The organism is Acidithiobacillus sp. AC3 (assembly GCF_050261095.1).
GTDB lineage: Bacteria > Pseudomonadota > Gammaproteobacteria > Acidithiobacillales > Acidithiobacillaceae > Igneacidithiobacillus > Igneacidithiobacillus copahuensis.
In genome coordinates, this window is sequence record NZ_CP189838.1 from 2,046,764 (window position 1) to 2,064,581 (window position 17,818).

Genomic DNA, 17,818 nt, shown 5'->3' on the forward strand with positions numbered 1-17,818 from the left:
TACTCTAATGGCTCGCCATATCTGATAAAGGGAGCCAATGGATGAGTCTGCCACAGACCTCCTCCGCCGGGCAGCAGCCTGCTGTCCAGAAACTCAATCTTTCACCCCTTGCCAATTTGCGTTTCGACGTTCCTGCTGCCCTGGTCGTCGCCCTAGTGGCCATCCCCCTCTGTCTGGGCGTGGCCTTAGCATCGGGGGCGCCGCTGATGGCGGGTATTCTGGCGGGCATCGTCGGCGGCTTGATCGTACCGCTGTTCAGCAAATCGCCCCTCTCGGTCAGCGGGCCCGCTGCCGGACTCACGGCCATCATTGTTGTTGCCATCGAAGACCTGCACAGCTTTCCCATTTTCCTGCTGGCGGTCATCATCGCCGGTGGTCTGCAGATCCTGATGGGCGTTCTGCGCGCCGGTGGCATTGCCTATTTTTTCCCTTCTGCAGTCATCGAAGGCATGCTTGCAGCCATCGGCATCATTTTGATCATGAAGCAGTTTCCCTATGCAGTGGGCTTCGATCTCGGACAATTTGGCAGCCAGGAATTCAGTAGCGGTGGAACGGAAAACACTTTCTCCGGCATTTTCAGCGCGCTGGGGCACCTGCAGTGGGGTGCAGTATTGATCAGCGTGGTCTGCCTGACCATTCTTCTGCTCTGGGACTTGGTTCCGGTCCTGAAAAGACAAACCTGGTTTTCTGGCCCCCTCATGGCCGTACTTGCCGGTACACTACTCAACCTGCTTTTTGGTGCTGTACTCCCATGGCTGCAACTTGACACCGACAAGCTGGTGCAACTGCCCGTCATCCACTCTACGGCAGAACTCGGCCAGCTCGTGCAGTTTCCCGATTGGTCGGCCCTGGGTAAGCAGCAGGTGTGGATCGTTGGCGTGACCATCGCCATCGTCGCGAGCCTGGAGAGCCTACTGTCCATCGAAGCCGCCGACAAACTCGATCCTTTCAAGCGGCGTACGCCTCTGGATGGCGAGCTCTACGGCCAGGGAGTGGCCAATATCATCAGTGGACTGATTGGCGGGCTACCCGTGACGTCGGTCATCGTGCGTTCCAGCGCCAACATCAGCGCCGGCGGCAGGACCAAGGCGGCGGCATTTCTGCACGGTGTCTTTCTGCTGCTTGCCGTGCTGCTGTTGGCGTCTTTCCTCAACCAGATCCCGCTCGCGGCCCTGGCTTCGGTGTTGATCATGGTCGGCTTCAAGCTCGCCCACCCCAAAGTCTTTCGCCACATGTATTCGCTGGGCAAGACACAGCTGCTCCCCTTTGTCATTACCATTGTTGCCATACTTTTTACCGATCTGTTGATCGGCGTCGCTGTCGGGCTGGTAGTAGGTCTATTTTTCGTATTGCGCGCCAACTATCGCAGTGCATTGGAGCTCTGTCAGGAAGATCCCAATCACTATCTGTTGCGCTTCAAACGCGAATTGACCTTTGTGAACAAGGCTCGTCTGGCACATCTGCTGGACTCTCTACCAAACGGCAGCGTACTCACCCTAGACGGTGCGCAAGTGGCATTCGTCGACCATGACGTGCTGGAGGTAATCCGCAACTTCGAGGAATCCGCCCCGTTGCGCCAGATTCAGGTCCACGAACAGCACTTCGACAACCCAGTCTTGCGTGCGCGGATCTAATTTATTCCGGTAGCTTCGGCGATAAACGGAGTGAGCGCTCTGCGGCGAGTTGCCGCAGGGCTGCCGGGTTTTTGCCATCTCTGGCCAGGCGCTCCCACAGTGGGTGAGGCCCTAGATTCATGCCGGCCCGCAACATCCGCTCGCGAATGCCGCCGCCACCACTAGCGAGCGCTAGATTCATCAGGATCAGGGCGTCGATATAGCCATCGATATCTCTTTGATTGTGAGTGATGCGCAGCAGTTCTGCATACAGCGGCAAACGCAGTGGTTCTTCCTGGATGGCGGCTTGCAATATGGCAATGCCATAGTGCGGATCGGTATTGCGTGACACCAAAGCTAGTGCCTTGGCCGCCGTCATTGGCTCCTGCAGTTGTGCCTCTGGCGAGGGAATGGGCATGCCCATCTTTTCCGCGAGGACGAGCAATTCCAGATTTCCCGGATCGCGTCGCAAGCCATCGCCCACCCGTTGCTTCCACCAAAGCTCGTCGCCGGGCACGGCACTCGATTCGCCAAGGCTCTCGAGCAACTGTGTATAGGCATTCATATCCTCGAGGGCGAGGTAAGCGTCGAGGAGTTGATTGATCGCTCGGCCATCGCCAGGCTGCAGATCCACATACCAACGCAAGACCGTCGCGGCCTGTGAATAATGGCCGTACTGCATATAGATGTCCGCTTCCCGCAGCAGATCCTCCCCGCTCAGGGCTTCTTCCTGCACGACCTGCTGCGGCGCAGGCGTCGCCGAGACGGAAGGAGACACCGCGACGACGGGCTTCTCTTCGGGCGCAGGCGGGGCTAAGGGAAATTCGGTGCTATGCGCCGGTTTCTTACCCTTACGTCGCCCCGTGAAGCGGATGTACACTTCAATAGCGACCAGCACCACCACAACGATTTCCAGGATCAACATCAAACCCTGCACGGATCACGCTCCTGACTTGCCACTCTGTGCGTAGGCACTTAGTCGAAAATGGAAAATTTACCGGGAAGGAGATTGTGGCACCCCGCGTTGGATGCCGCCCAAAGAAAATTCGTCGTGCATAGCGTTCCTCTGTCCAATCTCACCAACGAGGAGTCGCAGTAATGTCAGCACTTCTTCGCGATCACGGACGTCCGTGGTAGTGAGACGCAAGCGGAGGTCTCCGTGTCGCAGATAGGGCGGAAGACGCAGCTCTTCGCGTTCCGCTCCGGAAAGCTTGTTGAGCGCAACTACGCCGGAGGGCTGGTGCAGATAGGGCAAAATCCGATCCAAGTAGAGATGGATTGCCTGCAGCGGTTTGGGTATGCGTGCATCCATCAGCAGCAGTATCCCGCTGGCATTCCGGCTCAGAATTTCCCACATGAACTGGAAACGCTCCTGTCCCGGAATAGCATAGATGTGCAAACGGTCATTGCTCACCGGGCAATCGATCACCCCGTAATCCATAGCAACCGTGGTCGTGGTTTTACTATCCGAGACCGCCTCACTATGGAGCGCATCGGTAGTCAGGGCCTGATCGCCGAAGAGAGTCTGCAATACCGTGGTCTTGCCAGCCCCAACATGACCGGCAATCAGGATCTTCCTGACGGTTTGTGTCGGCCTGACGACGTCCAAGTCGTTGCACATTTTAATTGGCAGGAGCTGAGATCGCTTCTCCCACATATTTACCGACCCAATGCTCAATGTCCTGCACGTCGCGCAGGTGACCATACAGGCCAATCCGCGCATCAAATTTTGTGACCGACGCCCCAAGTCCATGCAAGGTGATCAGGATTGCGTCCCCTCCTGCAGTGTATCCGCGCAACTCCACCGTTTGCGCATTGACGGTCTTCGTCCCGGTAAAACGCATACCGGCGGCCGGTAGGGCGCGCTCCGTGGCACTCACGACTGTCGCAAGGGAGGCAGGATAGTAGGTGTAGTACGGCACCGGATTGATCTGCGGGGCAACAGTGGAACTACAGGCACTGAGAGAACCCGCCATTCCCAGCAACAGTGCCACCATTATCATGTTCTTCTTCACGGAAACATCCTCTCTGCAGGGGATCTGGATCACCTTGGGGAAGCTCCAAGGCACCTACTTGCGCATGTCACAAAATGCTACCATATTGACTGTGGGTAAAGCCAATTGTAACGGTATAGATAGAGGGAGTTATCAATGACGACAATACGTTGGATAGTCATCGCAATGGTTCCTGCCGTCCTGGCGGGCTGTGCCAATAATCCCTACGCCAGTAACGGGACCACGGCCAATGCCACCGGCGGGGCACTTCTGGGCTCCATTGCCGGCGCGGTCATTGGCAATCAGACCGGTTCACCATTGGCGGGCGCTGCCATCGGGGCAGGGCTCGGTGGCCTGGCCGGCTACGGCATTTCCCGGTCGCAGGAACAGCAGGCCCCCCAGCCAGCGCAGCCGAGTTATTACGCCCCGCCTGCCAACAATGTGCAGTGCCCGCCAGGATATACCTGTACACCGACCGCGCCACAGTATCAGACGCCACCCAGCTGTCCCCCTGGTTATAACTGCACCCCCAATTGAGAGCAGGCGACGCTTTGGCAAGGGACAACGCGCGGCCTGACCAACAAATATGGCAGCGAGCCGTCCTTACCTGGCAGAAAGCCGTTCCGTTCTGGCAACGACAGGGGATCGTCGTTGCCGGTTCTGGGCCGCTTCGCTGGGCGCGCCTTGAGCTCAATGGACGACAGATGGTCATGCAAATTCCCTCAGCGGGGCAGAAAACCGCGCAGGAGCATTGTGAAATTCTGCTGCACAGCAATGAAGTCGTTGCGCTGAAAAACACCGATGGTGAGGTGCACCCCCTGTGCCTCGATCGTTTTGGGGCAAGTATCGAATTACTGCGGCGCGAATGGATGCTGAGCCTGTTCCTCTTCGGACCGATATTGGGGGTTTTTCTGGTAAACCTCATCTTTGGTATGCCTACCTTTTTGTGGTGGACGGCGCTCGGCGTGCTCGGCTTTTCGCTGGCAATCATGGCCAGCCTGCTGCGGCGGGATCTGCAGAACATGCAAGGCTGGTTGCAGAGCCGACAAAAATATCTGACTGTCAGCGGGTAACCCGCTCGTATCCGTGCCGATACTTGCAAGCACCTTGGCAAGTCTATTTTTTTCTTCTATCTTTCATTTTACTAAGATCCATATCTCGCGTATTACCATAGGTATCGCGGCGCGCCAGTTCGCCATGAAAAAATGGAGGTGAAAAGAAGAATGCAGGAATGGGCACCCAACCGTCTGCTGCGCTGGTCTTGCGTTGCCGCCGGGCTCGCGACCCTGGCCGGCTGTGCCAGCGTCTCCACACCACCGCCATCATCTTCCATGGCGCGTAGTTCGAGTTCCGGAGTGGCCTATTCCACCGGCACCACCTGCTACGCACCTTCTCCCAATCTGCAGGCGGCCTACAATCAGCCTTACGAGATTAATGGGCAGTGGTACCACCCGCTGCAAATTGCCCAGGGGTATAACCAGACGGGCACCGCCTCGTGGTATGACATCGCTTCCTCCAGTCACGTCACGGCTATGGGCACCACCTTTCACGACAACCGCCTGACTGCTGCAAGCCGGGTGCTGCCCCTACCCTCCTGCGTACGCGTCACCAATCTGCAAAATGGTCGCAGCATTCTCGTTCTGGTCAATGATCGCGGCCCATTCGTTGCTGGGCGAATCATGGATTTATCGATTGGCAGTGCGCGTGCCTTGGGCATCGTCAACCAGGGAACGGCGCAAGTGAACATCCAGGCGGTGCAAAGTAGCGTTCCCGCACCAGCGCCCTATCGTCCGCAGGTAATGCAGCAACTGGTTCCGGTACAGAACATTCGAGCCGTCGTACCCAGTGTGCCCTCCACCCTGCAGTCGCCTGGTTCTGGCGTACAGCATTCCCAGGCCAAACTGCGCTCGGTAGTCGCCAGCGCTTTTGCCAGTCCCCAGCAACCGCTATCGGCTCCAGCAAAGCCAGTCGCAACGCCAGTCACGACGACTGTACGGCCGGTGCTTTCCGCCCCCCAACTGGAAGATGTCATTTACCTGATCAGTACCCAACCCATGGAATTGCAGCGCGCCCGTGCGGAACAGCAAAAATTGCAGGCTTTCGGAATTACGACGGCGCATCTGGTCCCCGCCGCCCAGGGCTATGTCGTTAAGATCGGTCCGCTGGCAAGCACCGACGACACTGCGGGCTACGTGCACAGCCTGCGCCGCCTGCAGTTGGGCGATTTTCAGCTCAGTCAGAAGGGAGTTGACTGATCAGACCTTGGCGCCAGTACTGAAAATGGTATCGAGTACCGCGTCGCCGTGAAACTCCTCTCCCATGAGGCTTTCTACGAGTAGCTGTCCACCCAGAACCTCCGGGGCAATGATCAGGTCTACGCCCGTCTGACGCAGACGTTGCAAGTGCCGCTGGTTTCCCACCAGAGCCACGGTTTTGCCGGGAACTGCCATCTCCTTGGCCGTGAGAATGATGAAGGCGTTTTCACTATCATCGTTGCGCAGCGCCAGGACTCCCAGGGCCCGCATCGCACCAGCGCGGCGAAGGATCTCGGGATCGGTAGGATCACCCACGAAAAGGTCTTCTTCTGGTAGCCACAGAGGTTCCGGTCGCGCCGGCGCTACTACCAACACGCGCAGGTGGCGGCGGCGCAGGGCCCGGTAGGTATTCTGCGCGAAAAGATTGTCACCGATGAGGACATAATGGTCGCTCCAGTCGGATTTTTTCTCGCCCAGCAGCAGGCGTTGCATTCGCCCATTGATCAGCGGCACGACTACGGCGGAGATCGAGGTGGCGAAAACGGTGATCCCGAGGATGATGATGGAGATGACAAAGTAGCGCGCTTCCGGACTTTTGGGCACGATGTCGCCGTAGCCGACGGTAGACATGGTCACCACAGCAAAATACAGAGCCGAGTCCAACGATTTGATTTGCGGACTGAAACCAGCTCCCAGGACATAGGAACCAAAGACGGCATAGCTCAGCAGTAAAACGATGGAGAGAAAGGCAAAAAGGGTACCTGCGGCGACACTCGACCGGGAAAAATGGCGCCGGAAGATCAGCAATCCGAGCAGAATCAGACCGTTGAATATCAGCATGGCGATACTGAGATGCTGGTACCGGTGCAGAAGGAGGGCCAGACTGATGGCCGAAATCATCAGCGTCAGAGCCCAGGACAGTCGGGAACGGAAGACCAGACCAAAGGCCATGATCAGGAGCACCGCACCCACGACCAGTGCTGGAACAGCGCCAAGCTCCGACATGATCGGCAGATCTGTGAGACTGCTGCTGGGAGTGATCACCGATAATTCCGGGATCAACGACTTCAAGGCAGGCAGGGCATGTAGCAAAGAAAGTGCGCCCAGCGCCGCCACCGCCAAAGCCAAAGGAATTTGGGGGAACCAGCGATCGAGACGCAAAACGGCACGCATGCGCGTACCCCAACGGCGCAAGCGCTGCCAGGGGGAAAAGTGAAACAGCTCAGTAGCGCGCATCATGAACCAGAATACCCACTACCCAATGTCCCTTTAGGAGCGCTCGCTACCATCATCACTGGTGAAGGTACTCTTCATCCCCATGACCATGGCGATGACCCAGAGCAGGCTAAGAACGATGAACAACGCATAAAACATGGCTACTCTCCTACATTCTTACTATTGACTAGAGGCTATATTAGAACACAAGCGTAGACTCAAGTTCCAATCGAGCTTAACCGAAGGCCTGGGCCGGATTGACGACGATATTGGTAAACGTATGCAATTTCAGCTTGGGACGCAAATAGGAGAGGATCGCGGCCTTCGCCAGTGGCAGGGCCTGCCACGCATTGCCGCCGCCATCCTCTACCACCGCCGCTACCGCAATTTTCGGGTGATGGTAAGGCGCCCAACCGATAAAGAGGGAATCATCGTTATAGATCGTGCGTCCGTCTCTGTAGCCCACCGGTACCTCGGCGGTGCCAGTCTTGCCCGCCACGCTCAGGCCCGGATAGGCGACGGTCTTGCAGGTGCCTGAGGTAACACAGGCGCGCATCCCCGCGCGCACGGCACGTAGGGCAAATCCGGGAAGGTGTAACTCGCGTGCCGCCGGAAAATCCGGCTTGATGATCTGATCCGTTTGCGGGTTTTTCACATCCCTCAGTACATGCAGATAGGGCAAACTACCCCCATTGGCAATGGCGGCGACCCCGCGCACCAACTGGGTCGGGGTGACCAACAGATACCCCTGACCAATCCCCAGAATCACCGTATCACCAGTATACCAAGGCGCATGGAGTTGGCGGACCTTCCAGGCGGGTGTAGGGACGAATCCTGCGGCACTGCCGACGAGGTCAATAGGTGCCGGTTTGCCAAAACCAAAGCGCCACAGGGTCTGGTCCTGCAGCTGAATCCCCATCTTCAGCGCTAATTTATAAAAGAAGACATCGACCGACCAGGCCAACGCCTTGCGCAGTCCGGTCTCGCCAAAACCCGAGCGATACCAGTCCCAAAAGACATGCCCTCCTACCTTGATGTAGCCCGGGCAGTAGGTATGGAAGTTGGGAGCAATCACACCGTTCTGTAGAGCTTCCAGGGAATAAAACGGCTTGATGGTGGAGCCTGGAGGGTACAATCCAGCAAGGGTTCGGTTGAGTAAGGGGTGATCGGGATCATGCAACAGCGCCTGCCAATGCTTGCTGCTGATGCCTCCGACAAACCAGTTGGGATTGAAACTGGGATTACTGACACTGGCGAGGATCGCACCGGTATCGGGGTTGATGGCGATGAGGGCACCCCGGTAGTGCTCCTTTTTCATGACGTGGGCAACGGCTTTTTGCACCCGCAGACGCAGGGTGGTGCGCAGAACGTCGCCCGGCTTGGGCGGCACCCGGCGCAGAGGCGCCACCGGGTCCCCCAAGGCATTCACGCTGCGGATGTCATAGCCAAAATGTCCGCGCAATTGCCGTTCCAGGGTGTACTCCAGGCCACTGACGCCAATGGTGTGCCGGTACAGATACTGCTGCGGATCAAACCCTTGTAAATCTCTCTGGGTGACTGGCCCAACATAACCAATGGTATTCGCAAAGAGGCTGCCATAAGGGTAGTAACGGTGCCAGCGCACAGCAAGACGAACTCCGGGATAGCTTTCCTCCCGTACGGCAAAACGCGCCAGCAGTTCCGGCGATAGTTTGGTCAGCAGGACGCGCGGCAAATAGGCCGGTTTGTCATCGATGGTATGCAAGAGATGCTGCACCGTCTTTTGCGAGATCGGGAAGTCCCGCTGCAGCCGGCGTAAGGTCGCATGCAGGTGATGGACTTCATCCGGAAACAGTTCGAGGACATAGCGCGCCCGATTGGCCGCCAAAACCTGCCCATGGTCCGCCAGAATCAGACCGCGCGGCGGTGCCAGCGGGACAATGGCCGTGTGATTGGCACGCGCCAGCTGGCGAAAGCGCCGATAGTGAAAGATCTGCAGGTCGATTACCCGTGCGGCAAGAAGCAACAGCAGCGCCAGCAACAGCAGCGCCGCCCACCCTAGGCGCCGGCGAAATTGGCGCGATTCGTCCCGATGCGTATCCATGTGCAAGGGATAGAGGATAGAAAGGGCAAAGAGTTCCCAGAGCCTACAGGGATATTCATCGATGTTCACAGGGTACCCGGGAACTTCCCTCGTAGCCTGCCCGTCATAGCTTTCGGTAAACAGAAAAGGAACAGCCGATTATGACCGCAAAATCTCGCAAAATGCTCCTCGCTGTCAGCAGCGCCGTATTTGCTTTGGGTCTGGGAGCCGTTGGTGTCTCCTTTGCCGCCAACGAGGAAATGCCCATCCCCAAGCCAGTTCTGCATGCGCCGGGTCCAAAAATGGTACCGGTTCCAGATTTCACACCGATCGTCGACAAGTATGGCAATGCCATTGTCAAGATCGATGATTCCGATACCAAGGTAGTAGGTGGCCATCAGGGACAAAATCCGTTCCCGAAGAATTCCCCTTTCTATCAATTTTTCCGCAACTTTCCCGGCGCCCAGCCACCACAGAAAGAAAAGGAAGAGGCCCTTGGTTCGGGCTTTATCATTTCCCCCAACGGCTACATCGTCACCGCTGGTCATGTGGTGCGCGGCATGCATCACATCGTTGTCACTCTCACCAATCATCACGCGTACCCCGCCAAGGTCGTCGGTCTTTCGGTGCGTTATGACACGGCCCTGCTGAAGATCGACGCCCATGACTTGCCCACGGTAGAGCTGGGCAATTCAAAAGATCTCAAGGTCGGTCAATGGCTACTGGCCATTGGCATGCCCTTCGGTTTTTATAACACCGTCACGCAGGGAGTAGTGAGTGCCCTGGATCGTTCTTTGCCGCATGATGACGAATATATCCCCTTCATCCAGAGTGACGTGCCGATCAATCCAGGCAACTCCGGTGGCCCTATCTTCAATATGTCCGGCCAAGTGGTCGGTATCAACGATCAGATCTACACCAACGATGGTGGCTACATGGGGCTTTCCTTCAGCATCCCCATCAACACCGCCATGCGTGCAGTGGATGCCTTCCTCGCGCACAAGAAACTGGAATTCGGCTGGCTCGGCGTCGATGTGCAAGAGGTTACGCCGCAAATGGCGCAGGCTCTGCACCTGAAAGAGCCGGTAGGGGCGCTGGTGGCCAACGTAGAACCCCATGAGGCCGCCGCAAAAGCGGGCCTCAAGACTGGCGATGTCATTGTCACCTATGATCACAAGCCGGTGTACAGCGTCGGCTCCCTGCCGCCGCTGGTAGGCGACACGCCACCAGGGACAACGGTTCCCATCGGCATCCTGCGCGATGGCAAACCCGAAACCATCAATGTCGTCATTGGCACCATGCCCCAGAAAATGCGCCATGCCGAGATGGAGAAGGTAGTGGATATTCATCGCCTGGGCTTACGCGTGAGTAGCCTGGATGCGGCCGAGAAAAAGGCCCTCGGGATCCGCCACGGGGTTTATATAGAAAGCGTCTATCCGGGACCCGCGGCAGAAATCGGCCTGCATGAGGGTATGGCGATTCAGGAGATCGATCAGCAACCCGTCGACAGTCCGGAACAGCTAGAAAGCATCGTCAAGAATCTTCCGGCGCATCAACCCATTTCCGTTCTGATTCGTCAGGGACATAACAGTCTCTTTGTAGTCATCCATCTGCCCAAAAACTAAGGAAACCGACAGATGAATCCATCCCTGCGGCGCCTGCGGGCGCCTCTGTTGGCGTTGTGCCTTTCTCCTCTGGGCGTTTCTCTTGTGCAAGCGGCGGACCTGCAGCCCCCGCCACCGCCCATTCCCGACTGTAAAAGCTACGTGCTGATGGACTCTCGTACCGGCGCCATCATTGCCGAAAAAGATCCGGACCTGCAGTTGCCCCCCGCCAGTCTTACCAAGTTGATGACTGCCTATTTGACCTATGGCGCCCTCGCTGACGGACGTCTGCATTGGAACCAGCAGATCCCGGTCAGTAACGTAGCATGGCACACTGGCGGTTCGAGCATGTTCATCCAGCCCAACCTGCCGGTTACCGTCAGCCAGCTCATGCACGGGCTGATCATCGACTCCGGCAATGACGCGGCCGTAGCCCTGGCCCAAGCCGTCGCCGGCAGTCGCGCCGCTTTTGTCGAGGAGATGAATGCCGAGGCCGAGAAAATGGGCCTCAAGGGGGCGCATTATACCGATGTCGATGGTCTACCCGATCCCGGCCTGCATCTTTCGGCCATGAACATTGCAATCATTTCTCGCAACCTGATCCAAAAGTATCCGCAGGTGATCGATATTTCCAAGATCAAATATTATCGCTACAACCACATCACCCAGCGCAGCTGGAATCCCGCCCTCTTTGGCCATCCGAGTATTGACGGACTGAAAACCGGTCATACCAATGCCGCTGGTCACTGCATGGACACCACCGCCATTCGTAATGGACGGCGCTTGATCGCTGTCGTCATGGGGGCGCCGAGTTGGCCCGCCGGCGTGAATGATGTCGTTGCCCTGCTCGACTATGGCTACGCCTTTACCCACGACCTAGAAGCAGTGAAGGCAGGGACGGTGCTGGGCAAATACAGCGATCCACAACTGGATCCAGAGAACTTCGCAGTCAAGGCGGCGAAGGATGTCTGGGTGACGGTACCAGAGGGAGAGCAAAAGGATCTGCAGCGCAGCGTCAGCTATGACAAGCTTGGCGGGCATGGGGTAGCCGCTGGTGCCATCGTGGGCCACCTGCAGATCACTCTGCACGGCAAAGTGCTTGGTGAAACCCCGCTAGTGGCGGCCCAGGCTGCCAAACCTGCGGGCACGATCGGTACTCTCTGGCATCAAGCTGAGAACGCGCTGTAGTCTGGGAATCCCTGCCTTGCCGATCAGGCGAAGGGCAAGCCATTCTCAGGGGGCTGTCGTCCCCAAGCGGTGCGCCTCTTCCGGAGACAGACGGCGCGCCCGCCACTTGGCAAAGAGTAGCGCGGGCACGATGGCTACCGCCCAAAGGGCCAAGGACCAGCCGAGCGGATAAGCGAGAGGAAAGAGCGATTCCCAAAGCACCCACCAGAAGAGCAGTGTTGCCACGATCGGCAAGAGAATATGGAAGAAGATGCGACTGCCATGGGAGCCGCCACCCGCCGGCAGACGCATCAGGGCAAGATTCATCAGGGTATGGGCGGTTACCAGGCCAATCAGGACGGCAGTCGTCATGACATTGAAGCCATTACTGGGTCCGAAAACCAGGCCGAACAGAATTGCGAAACCCAGTGCCAAAGCGGCAAGAAAGTTGATGGCCCCCTGGGGCGCACGTTGCCCATTCACCAGAGCGAAACGGGTATGCAGCAAGCGATCACGGGCGATGGCGAAGAGCACCCGTGCCGAACCATTCAACAGGGCCAGGCCGTCGGCCATGGCACTGTTGATGGCCAGGATCACCAAGGCCGTCGCGCCCCAGAATCCAAGATATTTCTCGAAAACCACTACCCCTGGAGCGCCGTTGCTGGCAAAGCTGCGCATATCGTGCACCCCCCAGCCCACGGTCAGGGCGTAGGCCGACAGGATCAGCGCAGCACCAACCAGGCTCAGGGAGACTAGCGCCGCCTTGCCAATCACGCGCCCGTTCTGGGTGCGTACCCCCCGCGCCTCCTCGGCCAGGGGTGTGTGGCTACCAATGCCGATAAAACTGGTAATGGCAAAGATCATTCCCATCGCTACGCCCTTGAAACCAACGTCTGCCGTGCTGAAGGGCGCCCACGGATGGGCAGGCAGGGCGCGGCTGATAATGAATAGCGAACTGCCCACCAAAAACAGGATCTCCATCAGGCTGGTGATCGCCACTGTGCGAATGCTTGGGCGAATGCCGGCCACACTGAGCAGCCAGGGGACACCCACAAAAAACAGAATACTGGCAATCCAAAACCAGGAAGGTAGCGCGATGCCCAGGCTGCGCGCGAGGCCCGGCAGAAAGACACCGCCCACATAGACCGGGATCGCTCCGACGCTCAGGGTTTGGTAGAAGATGACCATAAAACCTGTCACCAGCGCCGCCGGTGCTCCCAGCCCTGCCGAGACAAAACTATAATAGCCACCGGCTGAGGCCCGATGCTTGGTCAGGTGGTAGATGGTGTTCACTTCGATGAACATCAGGATGAACGCTGCCAGATAAGAGAGTGGCATGGCTACCAAGGCAAAAGCGGCACCGGCAGTCATGAAAGCGACCACGTCGCAGGTCGGCGCCATGCCGGATATGCTCTGGCCCACCAGGCCCCAAAAGCTCACCACGTCCTGTTGTAAGGTTCCGGATTCCGACTCAGACATGCTTTGGGGCCTGTTTTGCAACACTGTTGCATGCGATGGTAGCGATCCACGCGCAATTGTCAACAACACTACCGGCTTGAATGATGCTGATGGTAGCTCTGTACTTTGGGTGAGTGGTTTTCCGAGACCTATCCACTCGTTGGAGGGGTTCAGCGCCTTGCGATACAGATCACGGCCTTAGCAGCACCCGACGGAGACCTTCGCCCTTGCTCCCACTCCTGCAGTGTGCGCTTGGAAATACCCAAGGCCTCCGCGAATTCTGCTTGCGACAAGCCTGCGCTCTGCTGCGCTTGCATAATTTCATTGGGAATGCGCTTCGACTCTGGACAAGGCCAGGCAATGAATGAAATAACGGCTTACGGTACGGCAGTGATCCTGGAGTAACCGGATCTGATGTAGCCGTCGATTGCCGCTGCGCTCTTGCGGCTCTACCGGCCCATCTTATGTTCCTCTATATCCAGAGTGGCACGCATGGGCTGCTCGGCGCTTGACGGAGGGAAGCTTTCTCCATATTATTCTGACCCTTTCCGGCGCCTCTCGCCGGCAGTCCCATTTGTGGAGGTTCTGATGTACGCGGTAGTCGAGAATGGCGGTAAGCAGTATCGAGTGGCAGTGGGTGACAAGCTGCGCTTGGAGAAGATGGAAGCCGAAGCTGGTAGCGAGCTGGTTCTCGACCGTGTACTGCTGCTCGGCGAAGGCGAAGAAGTGCAGGTGGGACAGCCGCTCGTCGCGGGTGCCAGTGTCAAAGTTACGGTGCTGAGCCAGGGGCGCGCCGACAAGATCCACATTTTCAAGATGCGTCGCCGTAAGCATTTCCGGAAGCGGCAGGGCCATCGTCAGTACTACACCGAAGTCCGCATCACCAGCATCGACGCGTAAATCCAGGAGCAACGAATATGGCACACAAGAAAGCAGGCGGTTCTTCGCGTAACGGACGCGACTCCGAGTCCAAGCGTCTGGGCGTCAAGCGCTACGGTGGGCAGGCGGTCATCGCCGGCAACATCATCATCCGCCAGCGGGGTACGCAGTATCATCCCGGCGCCAACGTCGGCATTGGCAAGGACCATACCCTCTTTGCTCTGAGCGATGGTGTGGTACAGTTTGAGCGCAAGGGTCCGCGTCAGGTACGCACCGTCAGCGTCATCAACGGCTAAAAACAGCCATCGGGAAAGCCCCGCCCCGGTTTAGCGGGGTGGGGTTTTTTCATGCAATTTCTCGACGAAGTCCGCATCGTGGTTGGCGCCGGCAATGGTGGCCACGGCTCTGTCAGCTTTCGTCGGGAGAAATTCATCCCCTTCGGCGGACCGGATGGCGGCGATGGTGGGCGGGGCGGTGACGTCTACCTCGTGGCCCAGGAGAACCTCAACACCCTCATCGATTTCCGTTACCAGCGGCGCTATCGTGCCGAAAACGGTCATGGTGGTGCCGGTCGACAGATGACGGGGCGGGCTGGGAAGGATCTGGAAATTGCCGTCCCCGTCGGCACGCTGGTTTATGACGAAGACACCCGTGAACTACTTGGCGATCTGCGCGAAAACCAGCAGCGCCTCCTGATCGCCAAGGGCGGACGCGGTGGGCATGGCAATCTCTGGTACAAGACCAGTGTCAACCGCGCACCCCGCCAGTTTGAAAAAGGTGGCATTGGGGAGGAGCGCAACCTGCGTCTGGAACTGCGCCTGCTTGCCGACGTCGGCCTGCTGGGCCTGCCCAATGCCGGCAAAAGTACCTTCATCCGCGCCGTCAGTGCTGCCAAACCCAAGGTTGCCAGTTACCCCTTCACCACCCTGCACCCGCAGCTTGGCGTGGTGCGCGTGGGGGAACACGAATCCTTTGTCCTCGCCGATATCCCCGGCCTGATTCCCGGTGCTGCCGAGGGTGCGGGCCTTGGCACCCGCTTTCTCCGCCATTTGCGCCGTACCCGGCTGCTACTGCACTTGGTCGACATCGCCCCCCTGGAAGAAAGTAATCCGGCACAAAGCGTCGCGGCCCTGGCGTCCGAGCTCGAGGCGTATAGCAGCGAACTAGCCAGCCGCCCGCGCTGGCTGATCGGCAATAAGGCCGATCTCCTGCCCCTCCCGGAGGCCGAACAACGCTTTCAGGCCATTTGTAAAGAGCTCGCTTGGGAGGGACCCGCATTTCTTGTCTCGGCGGCGACGGGCGCCGGCTGCAAGGAATTGACGCAAGCCATCTGGCGTGCTCTGCCGGAAATTCCTCCAGCCCCGGAACCCAGCGGTGCCATCGACTGGTACGACGAGGAAGATGCTGCCGAAGAGGGTGACTGGGACGAAGAGGATTGGGGCGACGCCGATTGGGAGGATGAGGAAGAGGAATGAGCCGCAGCGAACTCGCCGAAACCCGTCGTTGGGTCGTCAAGATTGGCAGCAGTCTGCTCACTAATGATGGTAAGGGGCTGAACCATCCCGCCATTGCTGCCTGGGTTGCGCAGCTCAGCGAATTGCACTGCCAGGGACTGGAGCTGATCCTGGTCAGTTCCGGCGCCGTGGCAGCAGGCATGGAACGCCTCGGCTGGCAGACCCGCCCACGCGCTCTGGCCGAACTGCAGGCCGCCGCCAGCATTGGGCAGGCCGCCCTGGTCCAGGTCTATCAGGGATATCTGCAGACGGGCGGCATGATCGGTGCGCAAGTTCTCCTCACCCATGAAGATCTCCGCGACCGCCAGCGCTACCTCAGTGCCCGCGCCACCCTGCGCACCCTGCTGGAAATGGGAACTCTACCCATCATCAACGAAAATGACGCGGTCGCCAGCGCGGAACTGCGTTTTGGTGACAACGACACCCTCGCTGCTATGGTGAGCAATCTGCTGGAGGCCGATCTGCTGATCATCCTCACCGACCAGGCGGGCCTATACGAGGCCGATCCGCGCCAACACCCGGAGGCCCGACTTCTTCACGAAGTCCGCGCTGGCGACCCGCAGTTGCTGGCCATGGCTGGCGGCGCTGGCAGCAAGGTCGGAACCGGTGGCATGCGCAGCAAGGTAATGGCTGCAAGCCGAGCGGCACGCTCGGGTACCGCGACGATCGTTGCCAGCGGCCACGAAGCAGACGTGCTGCTGCGCCTGTACCGAGGGGCGCTACTGGGCACCCGTTTTCAGCCACAAATCCCTCGGCTTGCTGCGCGCAAGCGCTGGTTTGTGGGGCAGTTACGGCCCATGGGCACACTCCGGCTCGATGCTGGGGCGGCACGCGTCCTGCGCGAGAAAGGCTCCAGCCTGCTACCGGTAGGGGTGACGGCTGTCGAGGGAGAGTTTCAGTGTGGCGACCTGGTCTCCTGCCTGGATCCCGAAGGACAGGAGATCGCCCGCGGCCTGATCAATTTCGCCAGCGCCGAAGTGGCGGCCCGCTTGGGGAAAAACAGCGCCGAGATTACCGAGCTGTTTGGCGAGCAGGAGGCGGTGGAACTCATCCACCGCGACAACCTCGCCCTGCTCCCCTGAGGACGTTCTAGATGTGCCCTTCGGGGGCAAGTACACAGGAATGCGCGCTATCGCCGGTTTCCACCTGCAGGGTGGGATGATGGATCTGAAAGTGCTCTGCCAGCTCTTCGGCAAGCTCGTGCAAAAAATCGTCGCCGCGCGGCCCATCTGGCATTAACAGATGGGCTGTCAGGGCATTTTCACTGGTGCTCATGGCCCAGATGTGCAGATCGTGCACCTCCTGCACCCCGGGCTGGGCAAGGAGAAAATGCCGCACAGCAAGAGGATCGATCCCTCTGGGCACGGCATTGAGGGCAAGACCGACCGACTCCTGCAGCACGCCCCAGGTAAACCAGACAATAAAGGCACTGACCAGAATACTGGTGGCGGCATCAAGCCAGAGCCAGCCGGTGAACAGAATAGTAATGCCCGTGAATACGACCCCTAGCGACAGCGCGGCATCCCCCGCCATGTGCAGAAAGGCGGCGCGCAGATTGAGATCCTCTTTTTGCCCGGCGACGAAGAGGAGAGCCGTCGCGGTGTTGATGATCACACCGACGGCCGCCACGACGATGATATCCCAGGCGGCGACTGGCGCCGGGTGCATTAGGCGTAGGATGGCTTCCCAGACGATACCGCCGGTGACCAGGAGCAGAAACACCGAATTGCCCAAGGCCGACAGGATCGAGGCTCCGCGCAGGCCGTAGGTAAAGCGCAGGGAAGGAGAACGCTGCGCCAGCTTGCTTCCCCCCCAGGCCAGGAGCAGGCCAAAAACATCCGCAAAGTTGTGTCCGGCGTCTGCCAACAAGGCGAGGGAGTCTCCCAGAATGCCAAACGCAATCTCTACCAAAACGAAGGCAACGTTCAGAGCGATGCCGATGGCGAAGGCGCGACCAAAATTTGCTGGCGCATGGTGATGGTGGGCATGGTGACCATGCCCATGCGAATGGTGTTGGTGCTCCAAACCCTCTGCCGTGTGCTGCATTTCTCCTCCCC

General features: G+C 58.6%; 18 protein-coding genes. 10 read left to right on the forward strand and 8 right to left on the reverse strand.

Features of this window, described 5'->3' with window-relative positions:
- Window positions 1–41 precede the first annotated feature (41 nt).
- On the forward strand, window positions 42–1,634 hold the full coding sequence (locus tag ACQAYK_RS10275) for a SulP family inorganic anion transporter (RefSeq protein ID WP_215871645.1): 1,593 nt from the start codon (window positions 42–44) through the stop codon (window positions 1,632–1,634).
- A gap of 1 nt (window position 1,635) precedes the next feature.
- Here ACQAYK_RS10275 and ACQAYK_RS10280 read toward each other — a convergent pair whose 3' ends face one another.
- The 3 genes from ACQAYK_RS10280 to ACQAYK_RS10290 are packed head-to-tail and all read right to left on the reverse strand — an operon-like array spanning window position 1,636 to window position 3,628.
- Window positions 1,636–2,550, reverse strand: a complete 915-nt coding sequence (locus ACQAYK_RS10280) for a type IV pilus assembly protein FimV (RefSeq protein WP_215871646.1) — start codon at window positions 2,548–2,550, stop codon at window positions 1,636–1,638.
- Window positions 2,551–2,607: 57 nt separating this feature from the next.
- Window positions 2,608–3,222, reverse strand: coding sequence for a GTP-binding protein (locus tag ACQAYK_RS10285; RefSeq protein ID WP_226827777.1), 615 nt, complete (start codon window positions 3,220–3,222; stop codon window positions 2,608–2,610).
- Window positions 3,223–3,235: 13 nt separating this feature from the next.
- On the reverse strand, window positions 3,236–3,628 hold the full coding sequence (locus tag ACQAYK_RS10290; protein WP_255789737.1) for a DUF3568 domain-containing protein: 393 nt from the start codon (window positions 3,626–3,628) through the stop codon (window positions 3,236–3,238).
- A gap of 135 nt (window positions 3,629–3,763) precedes the next feature.
- On the opposite strand from ACQAYK_RS10290, the gene ACQAYK_RS10295 reads away from it, so the two are divergent.
- The 3 genes from ACQAYK_RS10295 to ACQAYK_RS10305 all read left to right on the forward strand — a co-directional run bounded on the left by ACQAYK_RS10295 (window position 3,764) and on the right by ACQAYK_RS10305 (window position 5,862).
- On the forward strand, window positions 3,764–4,144 hold the full coding sequence (locus tag ACQAYK_RS10295) for a glycine zipper domain-containing protein (protein WP_215871648.1): 381 nt from the start codon (window positions 3,764–3,766) through the stop codon (window positions 4,142–4,144).
- Window positions 4,145–4,158: 14 nt separating this feature from the next.
- Window positions 4,159–4,680: a hypothetical protein gene (locus tag ACQAYK_RS10300; protein WP_215871649.1), complete on the forward strand. Its 522-nt coding sequence runs from the start codon at window positions 4,159–4,161 to the stop codon at window positions 4,678–4,680.
- A 150-nt stretch (window positions 4,681–4,830) separates the two neighbouring features.
- Window positions 4,831–5,862 carry a septal ring lytic transglycosylase RlpA family protein gene (locus ACQAYK_RS10305; RefSeq protein WP_215871650.1) on the forward strand — a complete coding sequence of 344 codons (1,032 nt, stop codon included), beginning with the start codon at window positions 4,831–4,833 and terminating at the stop codon, window positions 5,860–5,862.
- Here ACQAYK_RS10305 and kch read toward each other — a convergent pair whose 3' ends face one another.
- Together kch and mrdA are read right to left on the reverse strand one after the other, a co-directional pair.
- Window positions 5,863–7,101, reverse strand: a complete 1,239-nt coding sequence (kch, locus tag ACQAYK_RS10310) for a voltage-gated potassium channel protein (RefSeq protein WP_226827780.1) — start codon at window positions 7,099–7,101, stop codon at window positions 5,863–5,865.
- A gap of 211 nt (window positions 7,102–7,312) precedes the next feature.
- A complete protein-coding gene (gene mrdA, locus ACQAYK_RS10315) occupies window positions 7,313–9,229 on the reverse strand; it encodes a penicillin-binding protein 2 (protein WP_255789738.1) in 1,917 nt (638 codons plus the stop codon).
- A 71-nt stretch (window positions 9,230–9,300) separates the two neighbouring features.
- Here mrdA and ACQAYK_RS10320 point away from each other — a divergent pair, with 71 nt between their 5' ends.
- Together ACQAYK_RS10320 and ACQAYK_RS10325 are read left to right on the forward strand one after the other, a co-directional pair.
- Window positions 9,301–10,764, forward strand: coding sequence for a Do family serine endopeptidase (locus ACQAYK_RS10320; protein WP_483167550.1), 1,464 nt, complete (start codon window positions 9,301–9,303; stop codon window positions 10,762–10,764).
- 12 nt (window positions 10,765–10,776) lie between these two features.
- A complete protein-coding gene (locus tag ACQAYK_RS10325; protein ID WP_483164833.1) occupies window positions 10,777–11,931 on the forward strand; it encodes a D-alanyl-D-alanine carboxypeptidase family protein in 1,155 nt (384 codons plus the stop codon).
- Window positions 11,932–11,976: 45 nt separating this feature from the next.
- On the opposite strand, the gene ACQAYK_RS10330 is transcribed toward ACQAYK_RS10325, so the two are convergent.
- A complete protein-coding gene (locus tag ACQAYK_RS10330; protein ID WP_483167551.1) occupies window positions 11,977–13,389 on the reverse strand; it encodes an APC family permease in 1,413 nt (470 codons plus the stop codon).
- 149 nt (window positions 13,390–13,538) lie between these two features.
- Window positions 13,539–13,685: a helix-turn-helix domain-containing protein gene (locus ACQAYK_RS10335; protein ID WP_483167552.1), complete on the reverse strand. Its 147-nt coding sequence runs from the start codon at window positions 13,683–13,685 to the stop codon at window positions 13,539–13,541.
- Window positions 13,686–13,956: 271 nt separating this feature from the next.
- On the opposite strand from ACQAYK_RS10335, the gene rplU reads away from it, so the two are divergent.
- The 4 genes from rplU to proB are packed head-to-tail and all read left to right on the forward strand — an operon-like array spanning window position 13,957 to window position 16,843.
- On the forward strand, window positions 13,957–14,268 hold the full coding sequence (gene rplU / locus ACQAYK_RS10340) for a 50S ribosomal protein L21 (protein ID WP_215872922.1): 312 nt from the start codon (window positions 13,957–13,959) through the stop codon (window positions 14,266–14,268).
- Window positions 14,269–14,285: 17 nt separating this feature from the next.
- Window positions 14,286–14,543 carry a 50S ribosomal protein L27 gene (rpmA, locus tag ACQAYK_RS10345; RefSeq protein ID WP_215872921.1) on the forward strand — a complete coding sequence of 86 codons (258 nt, stop codon included), beginning with the start codon at window positions 14,286–14,288 and terminating at the stop codon, window positions 14,541–14,543.
- 51 nt (window positions 14,544–14,594) lie between these two features.
- Entirely contained in the window at window positions 14,595–15,722 is a 1,128-nt protein-coding gene (cgtA, locus tag ACQAYK_RS10350) for an Obg family GTPase CgtA (protein WP_215872920.1), read from the forward strand.
- Window positions 15,719–16,843, forward strand: a complete 1,125-nt coding sequence (proB, locus tag ACQAYK_RS10355) for a glutamate 5-kinase (RefSeq protein ID WP_215872919.1) — start codon at window positions 15,719–15,721, stop codon at window positions 16,841–16,843. The genes cgtA and proB overlap by 4 nt, the downstream gene beginning before the upstream one ends.
- Before the next feature lie 7 nt (window positions 16,844–16,850).
- Here the strand turns inward: proB and ACQAYK_RS10360 are convergent, their stop codons facing one another.
- Entirely contained in the window at window positions 16,851–17,807 is a 957-nt protein-coding gene (locus ACQAYK_RS10360; RefSeq protein WP_215872918.1) for a cation diffusion facilitator family transporter, read from the reverse strand.
- Window positions 17,808–17,818: the final 11 nt, after the last annotated feature.

What these genes read in the sequence shown, in the direction of transcription:
- ACQAYK_RS10295 (WP_215871648.1), top strand. Translation starts at nt 3,764, where the DNA reads ATGACGACAATACGTTGGATAGTCATCGCAATGGTTCCTGCCGTCCTG.
- ACQAYK_RS10335 (WP_483167552.1), bottom strand. Translation starts at nt 13,685, where the DNA reads ATGCAAGCGCAGCAGAGCGCAGGCTTGTCGCAAGCAGAATTCGCGGAG.
- cgtA (WP_215872920.1), top strand. Translation starts at nt 14,595, where the DNA reads ATGCAATTTCTCGACGAAGTCCGCATCGTGGTTGGCGCCGGCAATGGT.
- rplU (WP_215872922.1), top strand. Translation starts at nt 13,957, where the DNA reads ATGTACGCGGTAGTCGAGAATGGCGGTAAGCAGTATCGAGTGGCAGTG.
- rpmA (WP_215872921.1), top strand. Translation starts at nt 14,286, where the DNA reads ATGGCACACAAGAAAGCAGGCGGTTCTTCGCGTAACGGACGCGACTCC.
- ACQAYK_RS10330 (WP_483167551.1), bottom strand. Translation starts at nt 13,389, where the DNA reads ATGTCTGAGTCGGAATCCGGAACCTTACAACAGGACGTGGTGAGCTTT.
- ACQAYK_RS10320 (WP_483167550.1), top strand. Translation starts at nt 9,301, where the DNA reads ATGACCGCAAAATCTCGCAAAATGCTCCTCGCTGTCAGCAGCGCCGTA.
- ACQAYK_RS10325 (WP_483164833.1), top strand. Translation starts at nt 10,777, where the DNA reads ATGAATCCATCCCTGCGGCGCCTGCGGGCGCCTCTGTTGGCGTTGTGC.
- proB (WP_215872919.1), top strand. Translation starts at nt 15,719, where the DNA reads ATGAGCCGCAGCGAACTCGCCGAAACCCGTCGTTGGGTCGTCAAGATT.
- ACQAYK_RS10360 (WP_215872918.1), bottom strand. Translation starts at nt 17,807, where the DNA reads ATGCAGCACACGGCAGAGGGTTTGGAGCACCAACACCATTCGCATGGG.
- ACQAYK_RS10305 (WP_215871650.1), top strand. Translation starts at nt 4,831, where the DNA reads ATGCAGGAATGGGCACCCAACCGTCTGCTGCGCTGGTCTTGCGTTGCC.
- ACQAYK_RS10275 (WP_215871645.1), top strand. Translation starts at nt 42, where the DNA reads ATGAGTCTGCCACAGACCTCCTCCGCCGGGCAGCAGCCTGCTGTCCAG.
- kch (WP_226827780.1), bottom strand. Translation starts at nt 7,101, where the DNA reads ATGATGCGCGCTACTGAGCTGTTTCACTTTTCCCCCTGGCAGCGCTTG.